Annotated in this window: 22 protein-coding genes; 2 read left to right on the forward strand and 20 right to left on the reverse strand. The window is 37.6% G+C overall.

Annotation, left to right across the window (positions count from 1 at the left end; translation table 11 throughout):
• Positions 1-39 precede the first annotated feature (39 nt).
• The 5 genes from QZ138_RS01895 to QZ138_RS01915 form a co-directional block, all read right to left on the reverse strand.
• Positions 40-1,071, reverse strand: a complete 1,032-nt coding sequence (locus QZ138_RS01895) for a LytS/YhcK type 5TM receptor domain-containing protein (RefSeq protein ID WP_292885535.1) — start codon at positions 1,069-1,071, stop codon at positions 40-42.
• Positions 1,072-1,100: 29 nt separating this feature from the next.
• Positions 1,101-2,084: a beta-ribofuranosylaminobenzene 5'-phosphate synthase gene (locus QZ138_RS01900; protein WP_292885538.1), complete on the reverse strand. Its 984-nt coding sequence runs from the start codon at positions 2,082-2,084 to the stop codon at positions 1,101-1,103.
• A 70-nt stretch (positions 2,085-2,154) separates the two neighbouring features.
• Positions 2,155-2,859, reverse strand: a complete 705-nt coding sequence (locus QZ138_RS01905) for a potassium channel family protein (protein ID WP_292885541.1) — start codon at positions 2,857-2,859, stop codon at positions 2,155-2,157.
• Between the two features lie 37 nt (positions 2,860-2,896).
• Complete coding sequence (locus QZ138_RS01910; protein WP_292885544.1) at positions 2,897-3,544, reverse strand: adhesin; 648 nt, start codon at positions 3,542-3,544, stop codon at positions 2,897-2,899.
• A gap of 38 nt (positions 3,545-3,582) precedes the next feature.
• Complete coding sequence (locus tag QZ138_RS01915; RefSeq protein WP_292885547.1) at positions 3,583-4,083, reverse strand: ferritin; 501 nt, start codon at positions 4,081-4,083, stop codon at positions 3,583-3,585.
• A gap of 107 nt (positions 4,084-4,190) precedes the next feature.
• Between QZ138_RS01915 and nudC the strand changes: the two genes are divergently transcribed.
• Positions 4,191-4,985: an NAD(+) diphosphatase gene (nudC, locus tag QZ138_RS01920; RefSeq protein ID WP_292885550.1), complete on the forward strand. Its 795-nt coding sequence runs from the start codon at positions 4,191-4,193 to the stop codon at positions 4,983-4,985.
• Positions 4,986-5,014: 29 nt separating this feature from the next.
• Here the strand turns inward: nudC and QZ138_RS01925 are convergent, their stop codons facing one another.
• The 7 genes from QZ138_RS01925 to QZ138_RS01955 all read right to left on the reverse strand — a co-directional run bounded on the left by QZ138_RS01925 (position 5,015) and on the right by QZ138_RS01955 (position 14,677).
• Positions 5,015-10,576 (reverse strand): Ig-like domain repeat protein, encoded by a 5,562-nt coding sequence (locus QZ138_RS01925; RefSeq protein WP_292885553.1) that lies wholly within the window; start codon positions 10,574-10,576, stop codon positions 5,015-5,017.
• 171 nt (positions 10,577-10,747) lie between these two features.
• Positions 10,748-11,287: a hypothetical protein gene (locus QZ138_RS01930; protein ID WP_292885556.1), complete on the reverse strand. Its 540-nt coding sequence runs from the start codon at positions 11,285-11,287 to the stop codon at positions 10,748-10,750.
• 218 nt (positions 11,288-11,505) lie between these two features.
• Positions 11,506-12,045 carry a hypothetical protein gene (locus tag QZ138_RS01935; protein WP_292885559.1) on the reverse strand — a complete coding sequence of 180 codons (540 nt, stop codon included), beginning with the start codon at positions 12,043-12,045 and terminating at the stop codon, positions 11,506-11,508.
• A gap of 11 nt (positions 12,046-12,056) precedes the next feature.
• Positions 12,057-12,662, reverse strand: a complete 606-nt coding sequence (locus QZ138_RS01940) for a type IV pilin (protein WP_292885562.1) — start codon at positions 12,660-12,662, stop codon at positions 12,057-12,059.
• Positions 12,663-12,839: 177 nt separating this feature from the next.
• Positions 12,840-12,977, reverse strand: a complete 138-nt coding sequence (locus QZ138_RS01945) for a hypothetical protein (protein WP_292885565.1) — start codon at positions 12,975-12,977, stop codon at positions 12,840-12,842.
• 19 nt (positions 12,978-12,996) lie between these two features.
• Positions 12,997-14,172 carry a MalY/PatB family protein gene (locus QZ138_RS01950; RefSeq protein WP_292885568.1) on the reverse strand — a complete coding sequence of 392 codons (1,176 nt, stop codon included), beginning with the start codon at positions 14,170-14,172 and terminating at the stop codon, positions 12,997-12,999.
• Positions 14,159-14,677 (reverse strand): nitroreductase family protein, encoded by a 519-nt coding sequence (locus QZ138_RS01955; RefSeq protein ID WP_292885571.1) that lies wholly within the window; start codon positions 14,675-14,677, stop codon positions 14,159-14,161. Before QZ138_RS01955 ends, QZ138_RS01950 begins: the two co-directional genes overlap by 14 nt.
• Positions 14,678-14,727: 50 nt before the next feature.
• Between QZ138_RS01955 and QZ138_RS01960 the strand changes: the two genes are divergently transcribed.
• Positions 14,728-15,219, forward strand: a complete 492-nt coding sequence (locus QZ138_RS01960; RefSeq protein WP_292885574.1) for a DUF308 domain-containing protein — start codon at positions 14,728-14,730, stop codon at positions 15,217-15,219.
• Between the two features lie 128 nt (positions 15,220-15,347).
• Here QZ138_RS01960 and QZ138_RS01965 read toward each other — a convergent pair whose 3' ends face one another.
• From QZ138_RS01965 to serS, 8 genes are all read right to left on the reverse strand, one after another.
• Positions 15,348-16,121 (reverse strand): hypothetical protein, encoded by a 774-nt coding sequence (locus QZ138_RS01965; RefSeq protein ID WP_292885576.1) that lies wholly within the window; start codon positions 16,119-16,121, stop codon positions 15,348-15,350.
• Positions 16,122-16,245: 124 nt separating this feature from the next.
• Complete coding sequence (locus tag QZ138_RS01970) at positions 16,246-16,851, reverse strand: flavodoxin family protein (RefSeq protein WP_292885579.1); 606 nt, start codon at positions 16,849-16,851, stop codon at positions 16,246-16,248.
• Complete coding sequence (locus tag QZ138_RS01975; RefSeq protein WP_292885582.1) at positions 16,848-17,480, reverse strand: flavodoxin family protein; 633 nt, start codon at positions 17,478-17,480, stop codon at positions 16,848-16,850. Before QZ138_RS01975 ends, QZ138_RS01970 begins: the two co-directional genes overlap by 4 nt.
• 11 nt (positions 17,481-17,491) lie before the next feature.
• A complete protein-coding gene (locus QZ138_RS01980) occupies positions 17,492-17,695 on the reverse strand; it encodes a hypothetical protein (protein ID WP_292885585.1) in 204 nt (67 codons plus the stop codon).
• The gene (locus tag QZ138_RS01985; protein WP_292885588.1) at positions 17,685-18,341 is read right to left on the reverse strand and encodes a hypothetical protein; all 657 of its coding nucleotides are present in this window, start codon (positions 18,339-18,341) and stop codon (positions 17,685-17,687) included. Before QZ138_RS01985 ends, QZ138_RS01980 begins: the two co-directional genes overlap by 11 nt.
• Before the next feature lie 161 nt (positions 18,342-18,502).
• Entirely contained in the window at positions 18,503-19,135 is a 633-nt protein-coding gene (locus tag QZ138_RS01990) for a flavodoxin family protein (protein WP_292885590.1), read from the reverse strand.
• A gap of 14 nt (positions 19,136-19,149) precedes the next feature.
• A complete protein-coding gene (locus tag QZ138_RS01995) occupies positions 19,150-19,953 on the reverse strand; it encodes a DUF169 domain-containing protein (RefSeq protein WP_292885593.1) in 804 nt (267 codons plus the stop codon).
• Between the two features lie 125 nt (positions 19,954-20,078).
• On the reverse strand, positions 20,079-21,356 hold the full coding sequence (gene serS / locus QZ138_RS02000) for a serine--tRNA ligase (RefSeq protein ID WP_292885596.1): 1,278 nt from the start codon (positions 21,354-21,356) through the stop codon (positions 20,079-20,081).
• Between the last annotated feature and the right edge of the window lie 3 nt (positions 21,357-21,359).

The raw sequence follows: 21,359 nt of genomic DNA on the forward strand, positions 1-21,359 counted from the left end.
AAGTTAGATTCTCTAACTTCCCTTTTTAAAAAAAAGAACTTATTCTAAATCATTTTTCTCTTTCAAGAGCTCGACATCTTCTTTTAATTTTTCGATTTCATCATCAAACTCATCAAGCGTGTTTTCAAGCTCCCTTATTCTAAACTCCTCATAACTGAGCCCAGTATCTGATTTGACCTCTCTAAAAATCATGACAAAAAGAATCATACCAAGAACACTGCCAAACAGCATCAGAGGATAAATGTCAGAGATGTATGTGATTGAAATGTTCGGAGGAGTCAACCAAACTATGAGAGCCATCTCAAATCCGACATATAAAAACATCAGAAGAACTGAAAATTTTCCATTAAGAAACTTCTTGTTATTCAAAATATAAATCGCACTTCCTACAAATCCTGCAATTACAGTGGCCAGGGAACACGGCAATGCAGTTACGCCGCCTTCAACAAACCTGAACCCTCCGGAAACTATACCTGCAGGAATTCCGACAAAAGGCCCTCCAAACAATCCGCCAATCAGGATAATCAGATTTCTGACATTGGCAAAGGAATTTTTAACCGGAATGGTATACATTGATGCAATACAACCCAAAATGGCGAAAATTACAAAAGTGAAAAACAAATCGACTTTGGTAAACTTCTTATGCATGATATTCTTAAAGAATCTTGTTTTGGTTGCAATGAGCATCAATATCAGCATGACTGACAATACCTTAAACATGTTTAAAAATGGCATGAAAAAGGTAGCGCTGTTGGTACTTTGATTAAAATAGGAAATGAGAATGCTGAAAATACCTATAATGATCAGATATCCTATTTCATAAATCGAGCTGTCTCCCAAATTCCTGAACTGGGGCAGCCTTGTTGAAATGAATCCGAAAATTATGATGGCCGAAACCATAGTCAACAGATTATTGATTACCTCAAAGGAAATATGGAATACATCATGAGTAACAGCATATTTGAAAAATGAGACATAAAGAATAATGTTTGATATAAACAGCACTAAAAATATCAGAAGATAACCCAAGTATTTTATATTGACTTTTCTCCTTCTAGCTTTTCTATTCATACCAAACCCTCTAAATTAGACTATAACATTTACTTTTCAATGACAAAACCGTGGTTTTGGGCCTTGGTGACAAAGACAGTGCCCTTATCTCCAATGATTTCTTTGGTTTTTTCCACGATATCTGCATTGGATTCATCAAACATGGTGTAGAGAACAGGTCCGAATGAGGAAATTCCGACACCGTATGCGCCGGCCTCTTCAATCGCCTTCATTGTAGGCAGGTAGCTGTCATCAAGGGAATGTTCCAACTTGTTGAATCCAACATCCTGAAGTTTGCTTACGGCCCATCCGAAGTTTTTGATGTCCTTTTCAAGCATGAACGGAACAAGATTCATCAAAATCAGGTGAGATACCTGTTCCACTTCCTCTTTTGGAATAGGACAATAGGTCTGGAACACATCAACCTCATCATCACCCTCCATATGCTTTTCGATATATGGAATTGCAATCAGTATATTCCACTCTTCGGGAAAATCATATCTTGCAATCAATGTTGCAGGCTTTGCCTGTGAAGCGCCTGAAGGAAGGAACAATGGCTTTTCCTCTTTGCTGTGTCCGCCATCCAAAATGAATCCACCCAAATCATGGGTGTATGTTCCGATACCTGAAGTTCCTCCCCTTCCAACAACTGCACTCAATTCACGGCTTTCCACTTCAATACCCATTGTCTCAGTAATCAAATGGGCTGTTGAAACGGCAATTTGGGTTCCGCTTCCAAATCCTGAATGCGGAGGATAAGTATTATGTACAATAAATCTGAAACCTGAATCAATATCAAAGTGCTCAATGGTCTTTTGAGCCGCATCAGGGATTTTTTCCTGACATTCCAATATTGCTTCCTCGTCTGTTACAGTGTCGGCAAATTCAAGTTCTATACCGCTTTCGATTTGCTCGACTTCCAATACAAATTGTGGATCAGCTAATGCTAGACCAATACCACCATCAACTCTTCTATATGACCCGTTCAAGTCAATGAGGGACATATGTATTCTTGAAGGTGCCCTAATAATCATTTTTTCACATCCTTAAATATTTCGATAAGATATTTGTTTTTAAATGTATATAATAATTTTGAAAAAAAATCTACCTTTTATTCATTTCATCAATTTTTTTGTTCAATTTTTCAACTTCTGATGTCAAATTATCAATCTTGGATTCAAAGTCTTTGCGTTTATCCCTATTCAGCTTTGAGACATATGCGGATGAAATAATAGCAGTAATCAGTGAAAATATCACAATTCCGCCCACCATGGCTATAATTCCTATCAGCCTGCCCAGACTTGATGTGGGAACGACATCCCCATATCCGGTACTTGTCATGGATGCAAATGTATACCATATGGCAGTTCTAAAGTCGGCAATGTTTGAATCGACCATCCAAACGAGAACAGTTACCGCAACGATGAACAGGATGGCTATTACAATAATCTTGTCCAGATATGTCTTTTTCAAAAAGTTCGCAGCCACCTTCTGGTCATCACGAATCAGAATGAAAATCTTTATCAGATGTGCAAGTTTGACGAATCTCAATGCCCTCATAAACACCGAATTGAACGGAAGCATTCCCAGAATGCTAAAAGAGTTATTTTTCAGATATTCTTTACGGTCGTCAGACTTTTTAAGCCTATACAAAAATTCAACCCAGAAACAGGCACATAAAAACAGGTCAAAGGCAATCACATTAAATTTGAACGAAGCGTCAACAGAACAGAATGTAATGTATATCAAAAAGAGTATGTCAAAAATAGTTAACACTATTCCGCCGAAGTATATCACTTGCTTATTCATAATAATATTTTATAATCGATATTATATATTTACTACATTAAAACAAGTCATCGACGACATCAATGAGCCTTTCGGCCAGCCTGCAGGTAAGCTCAAAATCCTCTGAAGAATAGCATTCATAGACCAATGTAGGTATTCCTGCCTCTGCTGTCGGTTCTGTTATGTATGGTGGGCTTGAGCGAAATTCCGGAGCATAATATACGATTTCATCCATATTGTCAATAATCCTGTTCATATATTCAGAGGACTTGTCGTCAAAGCCAGGCGCAAAGACGAAATTGGTTATCTGATAGTCGCCCGGACCATCCGGTCCACGGTTTGAGTGAATATCCAAGAACAGATTATATTCCTTGCGTATTATATCATCCCTGATGAATTCCTGTGCGAGCAGCTGCCCTTCAAGACGGCCCTCAGTTTCTGATGAATCGTCATTTACATTGATGTTGTATAGGTAATAGCAATTTCTTAAATCGGTTTTAGAGGTTAACTTTTCAAATAAAGCTCTGTGGGACTTGCTTTCCAGAGGATGCATTCCAATCACATAAGCTATCTTAACCTTTGAGTCTTTATCTCCAAAGGGACCGTGCAGATGGACGCTGCCTAAATCATTCCCGCCTAAAAGTTCGCATTCATATTCTGTTGAGTCAACCTGGGCCTGACTAGTCGGTTCTTTGGGATAATTCATCTAAACACCTAAAAAAAATAATTTAAGACTAGAATAATCTAGTCTTCGGATGGTGAACGTTCACCTAATTCTTTGTTTAATTCATACATTAATCTGTTGTCGCCTTCAGCGAATTTGATTTTGGCAACAAGTTCCATAGCGTTTTCTTCCTCTTCGACTTGCTCTTCGACAAACCATTGGAGGAAGTTGTTGGTTGCATGGTCTTTTTCTTCAATTGCCAAGTCAACAAGATCATCAATTAGTCCGGATACTTTTTTCTCATGTTCTAAAACATGTTCGAATGCAGCAGCTGGAGAATCCCATTCGGTTTGAGGTCCTTCGATTTCAGCCAAGGTTACGGAAGCTCCTCTTCTGATAATGTAGTCATAGAATTTCATTCCATGCTCTAATTCTTCTTCTGCTTGTACTCTCATCCAGTTAGCAAATCCTGCTAAGTCTTCGTCTTCAAAGTAAGCTGCCATGGATAAGTATAAGTATCCTGAGTAAACTTCAGCGTTTAATTGTCCGTTTAATGCTTTTTCCATATTTTCTGATACCATTAAATATCACCATTATTATCTTTGTATTTGATTTCTTATATAGTTAAGTTAAATTTACATTATGTTTCACTACAATTTTAATAACAATTAAAACCATATCATTTAACATGATTGAAAAGTCCCTCTATGAAAAATACCAAATCGAATTCAGTGATGAAATCCTTCCGGATGATGATGATTACCTGTTTGTATTTAATGAAAACAGACAACTGTATCTGGATGACGATAAGAGATTGCCTGAAAACTTGGATGGATTAAAAGTTAATTTCTGTTTGTTTATTGGAATCTACAGGGGAATGAAGGCTTTTGTCGTCAATGCAGAAGGTGACGGGACATTTTATGACTTGAGGGAAGTCTATGAATTTAATCATGACCTCTACCATATTGCGGGAAAAGCGGTTTTGGTAAACGATTGGTATATATCACACAGGTTTTGCGGAAGATGCGGAACAAAGACTCAATTAGATGAAAAGGACATGATGTTAAAATGCCCTTCTTGCGGCCAAGTGCATTATCCTCGTATCGCTCCTGCAATTATTGTGGCCATAAGAAAAGACGACAAATTGCTAATGGCACAGCACAGCTACCATGACACCATCAGATATGCATTGATTGCAGGTTTTGTGGAACCCGGTGAAGCAATAGAGGAAGCCGTTCATCGTGAGGTTTCAGAAGAGGTTGGAATCAGAATCAAGAACCTGAAATACATGAAAAGCCAATCCTGGCCATTTCCGAATTCACTTATGCTCGCTTTTACAGCAGAGTATGAATCAGGTGACATTAAAGTTGACGGCGATGAAATCGTCAGGGCAAAATGGTTTAAAAAAGATGAAATCATAAGATACGAATCAGACATCAGCATATCCGACTGGCTGATTCAGGACTTCATAGATTCCCATTAAAAAAAAAGATTAAGTAAATGCCGGAGCACTTACTTTATCACAATTCGCACTTTCTTGGTTACCTTGTTATAGTATGAGTCACCCTTGAATGTGACTGTAGCGGAATATTTTCCTTTTTTAGTTAACTTTTTAAGCTTGAAGGTTGCTTTACCTGCACTGTTTGTTTTGGCAGTGAAAGTCTTGCCTTTAACCTTAATGGTAACCTTAACTTTAGCCATAGCCTTATTCACATTGTTTTTCAGGGTTATGGTATATTTTTTGACTTTTACCTTACGCTTGAAAGTCTTTTTAGATGCTGTCAGTTTTGGAGTTGCCTTTTTGACGATGACATTGACATTCTTTGTTGATTTAAGATAACGGTCTGATCCATCAAATGTTATTGCCACATTGTATGTTTTAGGTTTTAAACCGGCAGTAGGCAATTTAACCTGACCGTTTGCATCTGTGGTCAAATATTTTACTCCATCAAGGTCTATTGATACCCTTTCACCACCAATAGCCTTGCCGTTACTATCTTTTAGGATGATAACCAGATATTGACCGTCATTGTAAAATTCAGTGATTGCTGATGCTTCAAGTTTTGTTGCCAATTTATTGACAGTCATCATTTTTGAAGCATTTGATGAGCGATAATTCAAGGTTTCATCAAACACTGCATCAACATTCAATGCCTCCAGACTAGACGGCAGGTATTTAAACTCAACATGACCATCAACTACGTTTAGATTACCTATCTGCTGATTATTGACATAAACCTTAACAGTTCCCTCATTTATCGGTTTGCCGTTGGATGAAATATCAATGCCGACAGCAGCTAAAGTGTCATAGTAAACATCCGCATCACCAATTGCAATTTGGACTTTGGCTTTTTCAATGTATACTGTCACATTATTTTTTGAGGAATAGTAGTTATCTGAAACAAACTGGGCAGATATCAAACGATTGCCTGAAAAAGCAGGAACGTATGATAATGTCGCAATGCCCTGCATGACACTTGCAGATCCAATCTGGGAATCCCCATCATAGAAGATGACACTTCCATCATTTATTACCTGATTATTGGAGCTTGAAACATTGGCTGTCAGTGTCAATGCACCTCCAACAACACCATCAGACCCTCTTACTGTGATTCGGCTGTCTGCAGGTTTAACAACATATACTGCAGAGGATTCCGTATCTGAAAATACCTGACTTTCACCGTAAATCACCTTAAGCATATGGTCAGATGCAATTAAAGGAAGATAGGTAATATTTGCTCTTCCTTTGACAACAGATTTTTTACCTATGAACTTGTCATCGACATAGAAGCTTATGCTGCCGTCACTGAGGTCGGAATACAATGAGGCTACCTCAACAGCAAATGTTGAATTAAAGCCAACGGTTCCACGCTCCAGAGAAATCCTGACAACGACCCCATCCACAAATAAATCCCCGAAAGCATTGGAAACCTTATAATTGCCAGATGTAAAGGTTGCAGTGATTAAATGTTTTCCAGCCTTTTGCGGAGTGAATTTTAGTTCGGCAAGACCGTCTTTAACATTGACTGTGCCGATTACCTCATCCCCATCTTTGAATGTGACGACTCCCTCATTGATTGTGGAACCGTTAAAGTCCACAACACTTGCGCTTATTGTGGTTTCATGACCTAAAGTTACGTTATTGAGAGAAACATTTAAAGATGAAAATACAGGAGTGATTTCTAATGTGAACGTATTTTCATATGAATAATAGGTGTCATCCTCTCTAAAGAATACATTCAGCTTCCATATTCCACTATCCAAAGCAGCCAACTTCTCATAGACATGTGAAATATTGTTTGTAGCGAATGTCTTAACCACCACATTTCCTTGGATTAATTTGAAGGTCAATGCCGGAACATAAGTATTGTTTACATTAAATGACACTGTTTGTGGATTTTTATATTCAAATTCAGGGTTATTGCAAATGATGTCAATGTAATTCTTGACAATATTAGCTCCAACATTATAGATATTGTTATTAGGACTGTCAATGAAATAACAGGCAACTATATTACCCGAATCAGTATTCCAGATGATTTGGCAATATCCTGAATTATTTTCAAATGAGGAATTTGAAAGATTGCAGTTTTTACCAAACAAATAAACCGCACCACCATTATTGGAAGCGAAATTGTCGGCAAAATAGCTATCGGCAAAACTGCTTTCATTACCTGACGAATAGACTGCACCGCCATCGTTTGAGGCAACATTACCAATGAATTCACAGGCAATCAAGTTAGCGTTATTACCACTCCAACGAATGGCACCACCATTAATAGCAGAATTGTCGAAAAAACCACAATTAGCTAAAGTACCGCCATCTCCTGCCCAATAAATGGCACCACCATTTATAGAAGCTGAATTATTAACAAAACAACAATTAGCTAAAGTACCATCATCTACTACCCAATAAATGGCGCCTCCATATTCAGAAGCAAAATTATTAACAAAAGAACAATTTAGCACACTTGCAAACCCTTGCATCCAAATTGCTCCACCATTAACAGCAGAGTTATTGACAAAAGAACAGTTTTCAAGAATCCCTCCAACACCAAACCAGATAATGGCACCACTCACCTCGGAAGCGAAATTATCAGCAAAAGAACAATTTATAATCTTGCAATCAGAACCGGACAAATAAATGGCACCACCATAAAGTGAAGCGAAATTATCAGCAAAAGAACAGTTTATAATGCTACAGTTGGAGCCTTCCAAATATATGGCCCCTCTCCAATCACCCTTATTAGCTCCAACGAACCGGATGTTTTTCAAAACAGTGTTGTTTGCCATTATATTGAATATGGCTGACTGGTTATTCGCATCAATAATATGGCCGTTACCGTCAATGATTACTGAATTTGAAATGTATATTCCCTCAGTTGAACCAGAAACATAACAATAATCTTTTGTAAGATTCAATGTGTCTCCATCACCAAGAATGTTAATTTTTGATTTCAATTCATCAAAATTGCCTTTATCCGAATTCAAATCAACAACATAAAGCATTTCCTTTTCAAGGTATCTCTCATCACCTGAATACTTTAAACCTAAAGTGTTGTTGGATTTGTCCAAATTGTACAGCCTAATTGATCTTGTTTGGGAAACATTGATTATTTCCTCTTTTCCGGAGATGTTGATTGAAACAAATCCTGTTGCATCCGGCGGAAGAACAAAAGTAACAACATAGCAGTTTTGAGAAACATCCTTTTGACTGCTGGCCTGGAAATAAGGAGTTAATTTACCTTGAGTTGAAAAGCTTGTAAACATCTTAATGCATCCGACGGCATCGATTGAATAGAAATCAATCCATTTAAACCCATTCCAGTAATATGAAACACCCTGCATTAAATATAACTTAGTATTATTGGATTTGACACTGCAAGGAATCACACCAACACCATCTTTGAAATTGGTGCAGTTAAATTCGACGGTTACAACATCACCATTAGTCAAGCCTACCATGTTATCCAGATAAATGGTATAATAACCCCTATCCGAATTTCCCGCTTTTGAAGTTACAAAAGTATTGTTGATGTAAATGGAAACATTATAGTCACAGCCATCTATAAAATATGTGGAAACGGCCGCCAAATTCTCCCCACCTTGAGAAATGAAGATGTTTTTGTAGCATGCTTCATTGCTCTCATTATCTGGAGTCAATTTGGAGGTAAATGTAATTTCATACTGGTAATTGCGGTTTAACGGGACTGTATCGTTGAGTATGAATGTATATGATGTGGCCTCATTTACTTCAGCAAATTTGGAATCATAGTATGAGACATAAAAATAACCGTTATCTCCCCAGGATGGTCCCCAGCTGTTCCTTACAATCCATGCACCATCCCCATTAGGAGGGGTGCGGAAATTATGCCTGGAATAGTTATCGTCCCATCCCACAATGGTGACTGAATGGGAGGAATTTTCAGGCCCATTATAGTAATATGAAGCGGATTTGAGATAATCATAATCAAAATACATGCTGGTTCCAACAGCTCCATATCTTAGAATTGCATTTTTGATGGCATCGTTATCCGTATAGCTTTCCCTATTAAGCAAAACAATGTTTTGAATGTGGGCTGTAGTGTTTAAAAGTGGTGAAAGATAATCATTTATTGAATAAAAATCATCTTTCTCATATATAGGACCCAACCAGCTTGCAAGATAACCAAAAGCCAAATCCGGAAATCCTCCATCATTAGTTAAAATTTTATATCCATAATCTGAAAACAATGCCATAATATTTTTGAGATTTGCTTCAGACAAATCCAATGTAACATTAGCCGCCTTCACTATGCATGATTCCAAAACAGCCATTGTGGTGAAAGCCCAGCAGTTCCCTTCGGTTCCCTGATCTTTAACTGGAGTCAATGTATAATCATCAAGCAGGCTGTATGCCGCAGGCACTGTGCAGTTAACATCCTTGAGGACAAATGAATTAAAGTCTGTGCTGGTAATTATCAGATTGTCATTGACAGTGCGGTACTGTGTCAAACCAGTATTATTTTCAATCAGAGTATCATTGCATGCCATTGCATAGACTGCATCGCCAAGAGATGCAGAATTGCCTTCAAATTGATTTTCCACGAAAGTGTTGTCGGTTTGACTGACATATAACGCTCCGCCCCTTTTTGCGAAATTGTCCATGAATTCATTGCCGTATAAATTAAACGAATCATACATTGCAAAGATTGCCCCACCATCATAAACTGCAGTATTTCTTTTAAAAACACTGCCGTTTATTGTTGAATTTGAACTTAAAAGGGTAATTGCTCCTCCAAACACAGAATTACATTCGATTACCTTAATATACTGTGCCTTCAAATCAGACCGGATAAGCGCAAATGCGCCTCCTGACTCATATGTGGCCGAGCTGTTGATGAATGATGTTTTAAATAAAGTTAAAGAATTTCCGCCTTTAGCAAGCAGGCTTCCTCCCATTATTCGAGCAGCATTGCTGTTGAAGTTGGAATTTGTTATGGATGAGGAAGAACCGGTTTCAAAATAAATCGCACCACCTGAATCTGCAGAACAGTTGGTGAAATTGGAATCTGATATGACCAGGGTGGAATTTGCACCTACATAAATAGCTCCGCCAAGTTCAGCGGAACAGTTGGCAAAACTGGAGTTTTCCAAAACAAAATCAGAGTTTGGCACAAACTCAATTGCACCTCCATTATACTTGGAATCAGAATTGATAAATTTGATGTTTTTCAGCGTTACATCAGTGGCGTTTATGAAAAATATTTCAGAATAGTGATTTGCATCAATGAAATGGCCCTGCCCGTCGACAGTCATCGGCTTATCGATTTGAATGGCTTTTGATCGGTCTGTGTTTTTATAGTCCTTGTCTAATTTCAAGGTATTGCCTTCGCCGGTATTTTCAACCAGTTCGGACAATTCATTAAAATCCCCAACAGTATCATTAGTTTGCGTTAAAATTACTTGATTTTCAGTTTCTGCATCAGCTATGCAGTTCGTGTCGATTGTCGTGTTGTCTATAGCGCTTATCATGGAAACTGACAATAAACCAACAAGAAATATCGACAGAATCCATATTGTCTTTTTCAGCATAATCTTTGCCCCTATAAAATATATTTTAATGATATAAAATATGTAACTATTACATATTAACATTATCCAAAAAAAAACTTATTTGAAAAGTGCGTAAGGCAAAACGGTTTAAAAAAAGATGAAAAAATCAGATATGAATCTGAACATACCCGATTTGGCTTATTCAAAATTTCATTGATACAGACTGGAATTGTCAACAATAAGTTCCTTACGAGCAAAATTGTTTAAAACATCACTCTTATAACTTATTCCAATAGCTATTAATGTGGAATTAGTCTTGTTTGGAATGAAAGATATTGAATATTTATTTATCAAAACATATTGAATTTCAGACATTTCAAGTCTTGACTTTTCATTTCCCACAGTCAATTCAACATAATCATCCTCAATTACCAGTTTCCTGTCAGAACCCTTGTTCCTAAACTTTGAAATCCTTCTTCTAATCAAAACATTATAGATTATGCCCAAAACGAATGCTACTGCAAATATTGCAACCACAATCAAATACAATGTATTGCTTCGGTTCTGGAGATACAAAACTGAAAATACCACAAGAAAAGCCACTGAAATGACAGTCAATGTAATTGCCTGCCTATTCAGTCCTTTAATTTTTTGTCTGGGATTCTCAACCAGATTCTTATAATTGGAAACTATCGCCAAAACCTCATTATAATAGGCATCTGATTCAATTTTATTCATTTCAATTTCCATAAATATAATTTAATTAACCTGTTTTTTAAACTTTTTGTTAAATGGTTTATGCCAAAATTAAATTTTTGCTGAATTTAATATAAAATAAGATTAAAATAAATAAAAAATAAGTAGACAGATTAATTTTAAATAAATTTATCTGCCCATGATTATTTCTGTTTTCCATATAATCCTCCATGTAAAAAATGGAGATAATTCCCATTAATATCAAGAAGTTATTATGCTGGCTCCCATTTATTATTTCCCAAATGTCTCATTGGACCGCCCGGAGTATTTAAAACTTCCCCGGTGTAAATTGTTCTCATTGATTGTCTGCTGTAATATGCACCCGGATCATTAGAAGGAGTACTTTTTTCCGCTTGAACAACTTTTTCTTTGATATTTAATTTCTGTGTTGTGCTGTTTCCTGTGTAATTCTCATTTCCACCATAGGTTACATTGACTTTGTATTTACCCTTTTTCAAATCCAAATCAAGCTTAGCCTTACCCTTGGAATCGGTTTTAACGACATCATCAACAACAACCTTACCCTTTTTGTCAGTAATAGTAATATTTACAACTTCCTTTGACAGTGGAGTCCTGTTCAAATCAGTCAATTCAATTGACAGTTTTCCACCTTCATATTGCTCCTTATCACTTGTAACCTTAACTTTAGTTGGCTCCTTAGCATGGGCCGGATTCAACAATACAAATCCAATCGCCGCAGCAAGAACCACAATTATTACCAAAAGTATTATGATTATATGCTTGTTTTCCATTTTCTCACCATCTAAGTATGATAACATCCTGCTTTTGAGTCATAAGGCACATACACTCCAGCATCCATTCCATCAATAGTTTGAGGAATATAATGCATATTATTGGCTATTGCATATTCACGAGACTGTCCCATCGAATCTACCTTAGGCCCACTTTGAGGATAATATGAATATCCATCACTGCTTAAACCTGACACTGAATCATAATTACTGGTTTTTTCATCATTAATCTCTTTTGTTGTCGCTTTTTTAACGCTGATGTTTCCTGCAGTTGAACTTGATGCATACTGTCCGTTTCCGTCAAACTTGCACTCAACGGAATATTTGCCCTTTTCCTCCATCTTGAATTTCGCACTTCCTTCAGCATTGGTTGTAATTTCCTCATCAATCACAGTTCCATCCTCATCCGTCAACTTGACATTCACTGTTTGATTGGCGATGGTCTCGCCATGGCTGTCCGTTAACTTAACAACCAGTGAATCTCCCACATTGAGTTTTTTATTTGCAATTGACAGATTTGAATCCTCTTTTGTCACCTGTGAAAACACTACAACACCAACAACAAGTATTGCAATGATTACACAAAGCAATATTATAATTATCTTATTATCTTCCATTTCAATCACAATTTAACTATATAATATTATATAAACAAATGGAAATTATATATAATTTGTGAAAAAAACATTAAGAAAATAATGATGTCTGAGAAATTTTTTGATTAAACTTCAGGGAGCCGTAAATGAAATAAAAAAAGATTATGCATTCATCAGTTAATGAATACATTTGATTAATCATCTTTTTGGCTTTTTAACCAGTTCCGGCCGGTCTCCGGATTTGTCCCAGTATGTATCCAGCACCAAACCGCAGTTGATGCATCGTGTTGCATCATCCTTGTTCGGATAGCTGCAGTAGAAACATTGCTTGGTCATTTGAACCTCCATATAATCATTAAATATTTTTGGATAATCTGTTGATGTTATTCAGGGCAATAACCCCTGATTTGAGTTTCAGCAGTCCCTCATTCAATAGCTTCGGAGGGCAGGCTATGTTCATCCTTAAAAAGCTGTCCCCGTTTTGTCCAAAATCGCTTCCGGCAGACAAGAATAACCCCTGATTCTGCCTTAAGAACTCAGACAATACCTTTGATGGAGTATTCAATGCGGAACAGTCAAGCCACAGGAGGTAAGTTGCATCACATTCGACAAGCTTGACAACAGGCAATTCATTGGCCAAAAATTCCCTTACCCTTTGCTTGTTTTGATATAGAACCTTCTTCAACTCTTCAAGCCACTCTTCAGACTCATTGTAAGCGGCAATCACTGCAGCTGTTGCAAATACGTTGCATGAATCTGAATTGTCAATGTGCATCTGCCTTTTAATCATTTCCAAGAGTTCGGCGTTTTTGGCATGAATCACTGAGCTTTGAAAGCCTGCAATGTTGAATGACTTTGAAGGGGAAATGCATCTGACGACATTGTCAAATGACTTGAATGGATTGTATTTGACTCCAGGATCTGTCAAATCACAGTGAATCTCATCAGAAATCAGAATGACATCATGCTTTATGCACAAATCGGCAATCCTGTCCAGTTCCTCCTCAGACCAGATTTTTCCAATAGGATTGTGGGGATTGCAGAGTATCATCATCCCGACCCTTGAGAGTTTCTCATCCAAATCATCAAAATCAATTCTATACTCGCCGTTTTCATAAACCAATTCGTTTTCAAGGACTTTTCTTTCATTGTCCTCAATAACATAATAGAATACATGATAGACAGGTGATTGAATCAGTATCTCATCGCCGACATCTGTCATGCACCTGATCATTGATGATATTGACGGCATTACTCCAATTGAGTATGCCATATCATTTCTTGACATTTCAAGGCCATATCTTCTCTTCCACCATCCTATATATTCCTCAAAAAGCTCATCGGGAACAATCGTATAGCCGTATACGGGATGTGCAGCCCTTTTCATGATTGCCTTTTCGATGGCGGGGGCCACCCTGAAGTCCATATCCGCAACCCACATCGGCAGGTCGTCATCAAAGAGTTCCCATTTAAGGGAATTGGTGCCTGCCCTGTCAATCACGCTTTCAAAATCGTATCTAGTATTTCTCATAGTGTATTCTTTCCTCGTCAAACTTGTCCATGAATTTGTTTTCCCAGCCCTCTGCAGGATATCCTATTGTGACGATTGAGTAAGGCTTCAAATCGGTGATGTCATCGATACCGATGATTTTGCCTATTGCCTCCATGCGTTCCTCTTCAGGAGCAACTCCATTCCAGAGCCCTCCCAATCCAAGGTTAACCGCTCCAAGCAGCATATTTTCACAGGCAGCACCCATATCCTGCTGCCAAACTGTCTTGTAGAATGCCCTTTCAATATTGGCAACAAGCACGATTGCAACAGGAGCGTTTGTAACCCTAGGCTTTATTTCACCGAGCTTTGCAAGAGTTTCCTTATTTTTTACAACAACGAACTCCCATGGTTCGGCTCCAAGCCTTGATCCCGGTGCCTGCATTCCCGCCTTAATGATTTTCAAAATATCATCATCACTTACATCCCTGTCTTCATACTGACGGATGCTTCTTCTAGTTTTTATAATTTCTTCAAATTCAACCATAATGATAAATAATAATTTCAACATATTTAAATTAAATGGAGGTGACACCAATGGAGAGCAACAAAGGCATGGGACTATTGTCCATAATTCTCGGTTTGATTTTTATAATCTTCCCTATGTTTTCCGAATCACTGGTTTCAATAATTATAGGGATGAGCTTGCTGTTTTTCGGCATTTCAGCAGCATACACCGGATTGGATATGAAAAAATATGCAGACAGCATGTATGCAGTCCCATTAATTGTTATTGGAATTATTGTAATTATTCTAGGATTCCTGTTCATATTCTATATTGATGCATTATCATTCCTTGTAGCCATCCAATTCTACCTTATAGGATTTATACTGATCATATTTGGTATAATCGGACTCCTATCAAGAATAAATGCATTCTACCTATTTACATCAATATTGATTTTTGTGATGGGAATCATATCAATAGCCCTCGGGGCATTTGCATGGGCCCAACCGATGTATATTGCAATAATAATCGGCCTCATCCTGATTATTGAGGGCGTGGCATTGCTCTTTTTAGATCAGTGACTGACAAATTAACATACCATCATCATTTGAACCTCTCCGGCTTGTAGAAGCCGGAGAATTCTTGCACAATAAAGTTAAAACAAAAAAAAAGAGTTGAAGTGTGAAAATCACACTTTGACTTTAAAAAATTAGATATTTGAATCTTCATTTTCACTGAATGAAATCTCGTTTTTGCTGCAGTACTCTTCAACATGAGAGATGATTTCTGAGATGTCATCATCCGGATACTCGTTTTTAAAGTAGTATGCAATTGGCTGGGCATTGGTATAGACAGTGATTATCAAATAATCCTTGCCGTAAACACGCACATCCAATGTATTGTAGATTTGAATATCCTTCACTATATCGTTTTTGGCCTTTCCAACTGGAGTCTCATTTCCGATTGTCTTGACTTCAGTATTTTCATACTGATTCTGCAGTTTGGCCAATTTTCCCTCATCGGTTAAAATATCGCTGTCAGGCTCGATTTCAACCAGCTTTTCTCTGAAGAGCTTTGCGTTGTGAAGTTTTTCCTGAACCTCAGCCAATTCCTTTTCCAGTTCCTTTTCATCCTCAATCAATGAGTTGATGAATGCCTCGGAACCGTTGTTGAATTCCTCATACATTTCCAGCACATCTCTTGGAGAGAGGATGGAATGTTTCTTGAAGAACTCCTTGGTATGAGGTTTTACGCGTATGCTTAAAGGTTTCAGATTTTCTCTTTTGGATTTGTGATCGAATATCTCCTCAGCAAATTCGTTTCCTCTTTTGTGCAGAGATTCCATTTTTTGAGTGAAAATTTTTTCAAAGTCTTCGCGGGTCATATCTTCAGGAAAAGTGAATTCGAACTCTCCGGGAGTATATGAACCTCCGAATCTTTCATTTCCGAATACAAATTTTCTAGTTCTTTTTTGGTTTGACATTTTATCACTCTATTTATTGTATTACAAATTTGATTTTTGTATACAATTAAATATTGTGACGAAGTAGTATATAAAGGTTTGTATTCATTTTTTAAAAATGTATACGCAAAAATTTGAAAAAAAATTAGCCGCTTAAATCCGCAGCAATTTCAAAAACCCTTTTCAAATCCTGAGACAACTGATCCTCTTTTGAATTAAGCTCATCCTCAGACAAATCTGACTTTAGACTCTTGGGTATATTTGAAAATGACTCAATGACAACTTCCCCATTGAGCATGCCAAGGAAATCCTCAGACTGCTTAAGCTGAGGCCTTATATACTTTTCGAAATAATCCCTCGGAGAGTTGATTGTATAGAAAAGCCCGACATTTACCTTACCCTTGAACTTGTTTCCTGTCTTGTAGGAAACCAGAGAAAAAATCAACCTTTCAAGCAGGGCCATGTAATGGCTTGCAGGATGCGAGAAAAATATAGGAGCTGCAATCAACAGTGAATCGGCATCAAAAATCCTTTCAATCAATGGGGACAGCTCATCCCTCCAGAAGCATTTACAGACTTCCTCATCGTTTTTACATATAAGACAGGCGCGACAGCCACATAAATCAATCTTATATAAATCGACATATTCAACTTCGGAGCCGACTGATCTTGCACCTTCAGCTGCAGATTTGGCCAGCTGTGCATTGGTATCCCTTCTTTTGGGACCTGCATTTATCACCATAGTTTTCATTCACTCAACTCCTTACCTATTTCAAATGCCTTTTCCAAATCATTGGGAAACTGCAGAATCCACTGCTTTTCCTTGGCTTCCTGTGAAAATCCTGCCATGTTGAACTTGGAGTAATCGCTGATTTGAATCGTATCGCAGACAGGATAGGTTACAATCTCCCCGTTCAAAAATGAGAAGAGATATTCTGTAGTGGCAAGACTTTCCTTCATGGACTGCTCATAGAACTCCCTGGGAGCATTCATCGTATAAAATATTCCGACATTGACCTTGCCTGTAAAATAGCTTGACCCGTCATCATATGACATGATGCAGAAGATTAGTCTCTCAACCAATGCCCTAAACTCGCTTGTAGGCTGACCGAAGTAAATCGGAGAGCCAATCAAAAGGCAGTTTGCATCGAAAATCTTATTTATGACATCAGTCAGGTCGTCTTTCCAGTAGCACTTGCCCTTGGTATTGGTCTTGAGCTTGCAGGCAAGACAGCTTCTGCATCCCTTGAAGACCAAATCATACAGATTGAAATATTCTGTTTCAGCGCCGGCAGATTCGGCACCCTTTTGGGCGGCCTGCATGATTTCTGCAGTGTTCCAGGTTTTTCTTGGACTTGCATTTATCACAATCGTTTTCATGAAAAAATCCCCTATAAAGAGCAGTCATCAATAATATTTTTAAATTCATTTTCATCAAAATCCAAACCCATCATTTGATAAAATGCCCTTAACCTATCCATACCTGTTAAATAATTAGGATTTTCAATTTGTTCTTTAATCAGATTAAGTTCTTGTGAACTAGTGATTTTTCTAAATGATTCAAATTCTGCAAAATGCCTTGACTCAACAGTCATGGTCGTAACTCCTTTTAACTAATTGTATATGATTTATGTTTTTATCATTTATATATTTTAACAAAAAAGCTCCGTAAATCATGTCACAAACTTCATTAACCCTTTTTTTATCCGAATACAACATATTTGCTTGGTCTAATGCAGATTTAAATAATTCAATTGATGCAACATTAAATTCCATCATTAATTTTTCACTAACACACTTGGCCTTGAGAATCCATAACTCATCACTTGCCACAATTAGTTCATAATCTTCAAAATCCCTAAGAAAAATACCGAAATTTTTTCCAGAAGGGGGTCCAAAAACACTTTTCGGATGATTATGAATTGATGCAACATGATTATTTTCAAACTCTCCGTCTCTAAAAACAATGCTTACCTCATTAATATTGCCCATAGAACATTTAAGAATTTGACCGGTGAGGTAATCAAAATATATTGCACATTCATATTCCAGATGCCCTGTTTTTTTTATAAACTCATCAATAATTTTAAATGCATTCAAAGAAAATTCATCAGGCAAATCTTTTAGTTTTATAGACGGATTATCTTTAATTTCAAGTTTTTCATATTCCTTAAGACAATTACCATTGATTAAAATATCAAAAAATACAATTATTATTAACAAAAAATTTCTAAAATACATAGAGTAAAATTAGTTTAAAAAGTTAATAAAGATTTATATTAGAAATAAAAAGGAAATAATTTAATTAAAGAATATTTAAAGGAAATATTACACATTCAAAGCAATATTTCCCTTATGATACAAGTTTAATATATTATGTCAAAAGAAAGAATGTTTTTTAATTATCTACTTAATTCTGCCCCAATCTCAAATGCCTTTTTCAAATCAACCGGGAACTGTTTTTCATGATTCAGTTTCTTGTCTTCCTCATCAAACGCTCCCATTGCATATTTGGAATAGTCATTGACCTGCAGTGTATTGAATACAGGGTATATCTTGACTTCACCGTTGAGCATGCCGAACACCTGTGATGAGCTTTCCAGATATTCCTCCATCATTGTTTCATAATAGTCTTCAGGAGCGTTCATTGTAAAGAAGAGTCCAACATTGATTTTGCCTTCAAAATATGAACCGAATCCGTCATAGGACAATATGCAGAATATCAGCCTTTCCATCAGGGCACGATAGTGGCTGGTAGGTTCGTTGAAGTAAATCGGAGAACCGATCAGCAATGTGTCTGCATCCAGAATCCTTTCAATCAATGGGGACAGCTCATCCTTCCAATAGCATTTGCATCTGTCCTTGTCAGCCTTTTTGCAGACAAGACAGCTCATGCATCCATGTAAATCAAGCTTGTATAAATCAACATATTCCACTTCCGCACCGGCTGATTCGGCACCTTTGGCAGCCTCCTTCATGACCTGTGCAGTATTCCATTTTCTTCTCGGACTTGCATTAATAACTACTGTTTTCATAATAATCAATATAACTATTTGTCAAAATCATTAAATAAATGTGATTGGAAAAGGCAATCTTCACTTAACTCCTCAAGTTTCATGAACAGCTTCCATGGCATTGCAAGTGTCACGTAATCATTAGGAATGAAATGCTTCATGTGTCCACGGGCCGCAAGGTCTACCGGACCCAAAAGCATATGAGGATTTTCGCTTTCTGCCTGTTCGAAAGTAAAACATCCTATCAACTGGCAGGCTGAAGATTGGGGCACGCAAACGTAATTGCTTTCAACCCTGTGGGATCCGTCAAGCTGCAGCAAAAGCATCAGTTCAAATGCATTGACAGTAAATATCACTGAATCCGGGATTTCACCTTCCTCCAACTCTTCCAAAGGCTTGAAGACAACATAATCCTCGCTGTCATAGATTGGCCTTGATGAGATATACCCGTATGCGGTTTCAAAATCCTCATAGATTCTTTCACCCTCAGCAAACATTTCCCTTACATGCTTAGGCCTTGATTCAAGTTTTTTCAAGTATTCATCCCTGTCTTTAGCTGAATCTGCTCCTTTTGAAAGGAATGTTGCCTGAAACTCCTTGGCATCTTCTGTTGCAAAACCGTCTCCCCATCCAAAGCCTGGCCATATTCCTCCGCAGGTTCCGTTTTCACGGCCAAAAACAAAAGCTTTCCTTTTAGCAATGCACTGTGCAACAAAAGACATTACACATCCGCCACGGCCTGCCTTCGGACCTTTGATGTCATCGGGCTTTTCATTGGTTTTGATTAAAACGATAGGGTCGAATTTCCCATTTAGATAATTGGCGATTTTACTTTTCATAGTGAATAGTTTATTTGGCGTGGTTTAAAAGTATTTTGAAAAGAAAATTGGAAGTAAGGTATTATTTACATTTGATTTAAAAATAATAGTTGAAGTGTGTGAAAACACACTTAAATTAAAATAAGTTATTTTTTAGCTTCAATGACTGTTTTTCCATTCATGTAAGGGACTAACACTTCAGGAACTTTAACGCTGCCGTCAGCCTGCTGATAGTTTTCCAGGATACAGCACATGGTCCTTTCAGTTGCAATGGCTGTACTGTTGAGGGTGTGCAATGTTTGTGCATCACCGGAACCTGCTCTTCCAATACGTGTTTTGGTCTTACGTGCCTGGTAATCCTTACAGTTGGTACAGGACACCAATTCACGAAACGCACCGGAACCCGGGAACCATGCCTCAAGGTCATACTTGATGGCCGCATTGTCATTGAGTGCTGATGACACGATAGCTATTATCTGATATGGAAGGCCAAGTTTCTGATAGATTCTTTCGGTCACTTCCATAAGGTGGTCGTGCTGATTTCTTGAATCGTCAGGGGCTGAATAGATGAACTGCTCGATTTTTTCGAACTGGTGAACCCTAAATATTCCCAGGGTGTCCTTTCCGTGTGAACCTGCTTCCTTTCTAAAACAGGTTGAAAGCGCACAGTACCTTAAAGGCAGGTCATCGGGATTGATGATCTCATTTCTGTGAAGCGCCGCAAGGGTCTGCTCTGCGGTTGCAATGAGATACATGTCCTCGTTTTCGACCTTATAGAGGGTTTCCTCAAATTCGCCAAGTTCAGAGGTTTCCGCTGCAACCTCTCCTTTTACAAAGAACGGTGTCTGCATCGGAATGTATCCTTCAGCTTCAAGTTCGGACAGTGCAAACTGAATCAGCGCCAGGTTCAAGTGCAGAATATCCCTTTTCAGGTAGTAAAAGCGGGCTCCTGCAATGCTTGCTGCAGTTTCAAGGTCTGCCCCATCAATTTTATTGATCAAATCAACGTGATTCAATAGCTCAAAGTCATATTCAGGAATCTCACCGTAGGTTCTAACAACCACATTGTCGTCCTCGGTGTCTGAAATCGGAACATCCTCATCGATGATGTTTCCCACTTTGTATCTGTAATCGTCTCTGAGCTTGAGGTAATCCGCATTTTTGGCTGTCAGCTCTTTTATTTCAGCTGCCACTTCCTTTGATCTGGCAATTACATCTTCCAGATTGCCTTCCTCTTTAGCCTTTTTGAATGATTTGGATAATTTGTTTTTTTCAGCCCTTAAAGAATTGAGCTTTTTCTCACCTTCTCTCCATAAGGTGTCATATTCTATTACCTTTTCCACATTTTCAGTGTCTCTGAATCTCTTCTTTTCAGAGTCGATAATCATTTCCGGATTTTCTCTGAATAATTTTATATCTAACAATAT

It is taken from the genome of Methanobrevibacter sp. UBA212 (assembly GCF_905233225.1).
Lineage (GTDB): Archaea > Methanobacteriota > Methanobacteria > Methanobacteriales > Methanobacteriaceae > Methanocatella.